This is a genomic window from Ligilactobacillus equi DSM 15833 = JCM 10991, from assembly GCF_001435735.1.
GTDB lineage: Bacteria > Bacillota > Bacilli > Lactobacillales > Lactobacillaceae > Ligilactobacillus > Ligilactobacillus equi.
In genome coordinates this window covers 1-205 of sequence record NZ_AZFH01000041.1, presented here as the reverse complement: position 1 = coordinate 205, position 205 = coordinate 1, and the positions used below count along the sequence as shown (strand labels likewise).

At 54.6% G+C, this 205-nt stretch carries 1 tRNA gene; it reads right to left on the bottom strand.

The window, feature by feature from the left end:
• Positions 1-60: 60 nt before the first annotated feature.
• Positions 61-146 (bottom strand) — tRNA-Leu (locus tag FC36_RS04880).
• Positions 147-205 lie beyond the last annotated feature (59 nt).

The window sequence follows — 205 nt, the reverse complement described above, 5'->3', positions numbered from 1 at the left end:
CTGCAACCTTCTGATTCGTAGTCAGACACTCTATCCAGTTGCGCTATAGGTGCATATAAATGCCGAGGACCGGAATCGAACCGGTACGGAGATCACTCTCCGCAGGATTTTAAGTCCTGTGCGTCTGCCAGTTCCGCCACCCCGGCATTAAGAGCGGAAGACGGGATTCGAACCCGCGACCCCCACCATGGCAAGGTGATGTTCT